This is a genomic window from Streptomyces sp. NPDC051664 (assembly GCF_044453545.1).
Lineage (GTDB): Bacteria > Actinomycetota > Actinomycetes > Streptomycetales > Streptomycetaceae > Streptomyces.
In genome coordinates this window covers 1-2853 of the sequence record NZ_JBITCU010000096.1, presented here as the reverse complement: position 1 = coordinate 2853, position 2853 = coordinate 1, and the positions used below count along the sequence as shown (strand labels likewise).

Genomic DNA, 2853 nt, shown 5'->3' with positions numbered 1-2853 from the left:
AACTCCCTGGCTACCACCTGACCGGATCCGGCCAGGTAGGCACCGACCGGTGGCGCCCCCTGGAGAACAACGACCAACACTCCCCGCGACCGGAAAGCCTGGAGCGAGTCGTTTTACCCCCCGCCTCCGGAGAGCCTAGTCATTCCAGTGCCTCTACTGAGGCCTTTCGCACCCTGCTGCGTCACTCGCCTGACGATCAGCAAGCCACTACTCCCTTTCAGGGACCGAGCAGGGCAGGGAGCTCAGGCACCGTTATCCCGGAGTCCAAACCCGAGGCTCACTCCCGCCTCAGCACTCTGAGCTCCCCTCAGCTCCCCGGCGCCACCGGCAACCCTCTTACCCGTTCCGAGGGCACGCCCCCCCGCCTCCGACACACGCAACACTCACTGACGACCCAAGGTGCCGCAACTTCCCACAGCGTCAGTCGCATCGTGGCTTCCCCAACAAACGCATCCTTGCTGATCGCGGACTTGATAGCTGCGGACCCCACCATCCGGAATTCGGATGATTTGGTGCGGATCGTATGTAAAAAGAACCCACTTGCTGAAGTCACGATGAATGACCGGGCAGAAATGCGGGTCGTGATCGCCAGCCAACCACCAAACATGCCGATCACGCCCCAGAGCCTAAGCCACACTTGGCTCCGATATAAAGCCGGGCCCAGCCTCAAAGGCGAGGGCGCTATCGTTCGCAACTGGATGGACTCATCATTTGCGAAGAAAAAAATCGCCACCACAGCTGTATATGAACCGGATCAGCCATGGAATATTTCCCATGAAACAGATCTGATAAGAAAAGCTCCTTGGATTGCCGTCAACAACGCCAAGCCGTTCATGGTGCTACTTAGAGAAGCAACCATGGACGAAGTCCACGTCGGAGTTCCCAGCATGGCGGAGTCGGCCCAATCGTCGTCAAACGATCGCGAAATCGCCCTTTCTCACGCAGAATTCGCTGAACTTCTGGCCTGCGACCCGGAATTCGACACGCTACCGAAGGACGCCCCCATCGTTCTCGCCGGCCACTACACCGGGGATTTTGGATTGGCCTTGCCCCGGGTTGTAGCCGACCGCACCGGTCACACGGTCTGGTCCTATAGCTCCTCCATCTCGCTGCGCCTCGCAGGCAACAATGGGTGGTACCTCTTGTCTCCGTCCCTTGACGATGTCGACAGGGAAGGCGACGGAGTGGGCCGTTGGCTGTGGGACACCCCCGCCCCCCATCTCGGGCCCAGCACCGAGGCCGAAGTCACGGGCTTGGATATGCACGGGGTGCCGTTCACTGTGCCGGAAACCTTAATCCGCTGGCAAACACTCCAGGACTCCCACGGCAACCAGATCGGCCGCGCAAGCCTCCCGACTCGCGAATGGGCTATAAGAGATTTCCATTACTCCGGCTTGGCAGACAATTCCGAATTTTATCGCTTCGTGAGGAACGGAGAAAATCGGGAAATTATCGCGAACTCTGCACGGCCTGTACCCTGGGCCGGTAAGAAGAAGCCGCATTTCGTCGCGCTCCACGGCAGCCCGACCGCTGTGGGGTTGGAACTGAATGACGGAAGGATAATGACCACACGTGGCGATGACTTTGCGAAGGTGCTGAGAAGGCGTCGGAGCGTCAAGAATCTCGCAGCAGATGTTCCACTCATTCTGCTCTCGTGCGAAACTGCGGCGAAGCTCTCGAACCTCGATCCGGACCGGATGGTCAACGTCGCGCAGCAAGTTTCATACACTACTGGCCGCGTCGTCTACGCCCCCGACCAGACTGTCGCCACAGCTGCCTGCCCAGATCCTCATAATTCGAGATTTAAATTGAGCCGCCTCGGAATATTCGACGGACCTGACGGTAGGCCTGGAGAATTTGTTACGCTCCGTCCCTTTCGGCCAGACACGGACGTGATATTCGACTCTGAGGATGGTTCCATTACCAGTGCAACCGAAGAGAATATCCGTCTCGTCGCGCAGGATCTCATAATCCACCTGAAGAATGAGAGGCTTCCTCGGGGTTCCCGGATCGAGGTGACAGCCATTGGCTTCGATAGCACCTCGCCCACCGACCATCAGACAGAATCCGTTCAAAAGAGGACTAAAATCGCACTAACACTGTTTGGAGCCGAGCTCCGTTCCCTGGATGAGACCAATCGCGTTCTCGGGAGACTCACTCTTGATTATCGCATGAGATCCATGACGCGTGATCGCCAAGACTCCAACTTTACCGGCAGGGTCATCCTGAAAATCAGAGTCCATGAGCAATAGCTGGATTCGATAACTCCGGTAGACCCTATCGTGAAGGCTGGTTAAAAGTTGTGGCCTAGCAACCCGAATTCCAGGGTCGTGAGTTTCGATCTGTTCTCCAGGCTCCGGCCCCATTCGGATCGTGGAGATGTCGCGGACGAAGTAGAGACGTTTTGGAGAGATGCCCGCCGACAAGTCAGGTCCGTGATGGTGTTAGCCTCGATAGTCCATGAGACCGGGTCGGTTCGTTGGTGGGGACTTGGCTCTTGTGTGATGCGGCCTTTCCGGGGCCTGAACAAAATGAGGGCCCGTTCGTGATCTGTTCTGTGTTTCGTTGGGGCCGGTTGGTGTGTTTTTCAGATGGCGTTCGTTGTCGCCTGTGATCGGTGGTGCTGGGCCTCCAATTCTTCGGGTGGGAGGTAGTTGAGGGCGGAGTGCAGTCGCTTGGTGTTGTACCAGCCGACCCACTGCATAACGGTGCGTTCGACCTGGTCGGCGTCTTGCCAGGGGCCGTGGTGCTCGATCAGCTGAACCGCCCCGGGTTCGGTAGAGATCTCAGATTGTGGTTGTGGCCTGGGGTTTTGTGAGTTCCGTGTAGTAGTTGGTCTCGTACTCGGCGGGT

At 57.8% G+C, this 2853-nt stretch carries 2 protein-coding genes; one reads left to right on the top strand and one right to left on the bottom strand.

Going from position 1 to position 2853, the window contains the following annotated elements:
• Nucleotides 1-455 precede the first annotated feature (455 nt).
• Nucleotides 456-2252 carry a hypothetical protein gene (locus ACIA8E_RS41660; protein WP_399307285.1) on the top strand — a complete coding sequence of 599 codons (1797 nt, stop codon included), beginning with the start codon at nucleotides 456-458 and terminating at the stop codon, nucleotides 2250-2252.
• A 335-nt stretch (nucleotides 2253-2587) separates the two neighbouring features.
• Here ACIA8E_RS41660 and ACIA8E_RS41655 read toward each other — a convergent pair whose 3' ends face one another.
• Nucleotides 2588-2755 (bottom strand): integrase core domain-containing protein, encoded by a 168-nt coding sequence (locus ACIA8E_RS41655; protein ID WP_399307287.1) that lies wholly within the window; start codon nucleotides 2753-2755, stop codon nucleotides 2588-2590.
• Between the last annotated feature and the right edge of the window lie 98 nt (nucleotides 2756-2853).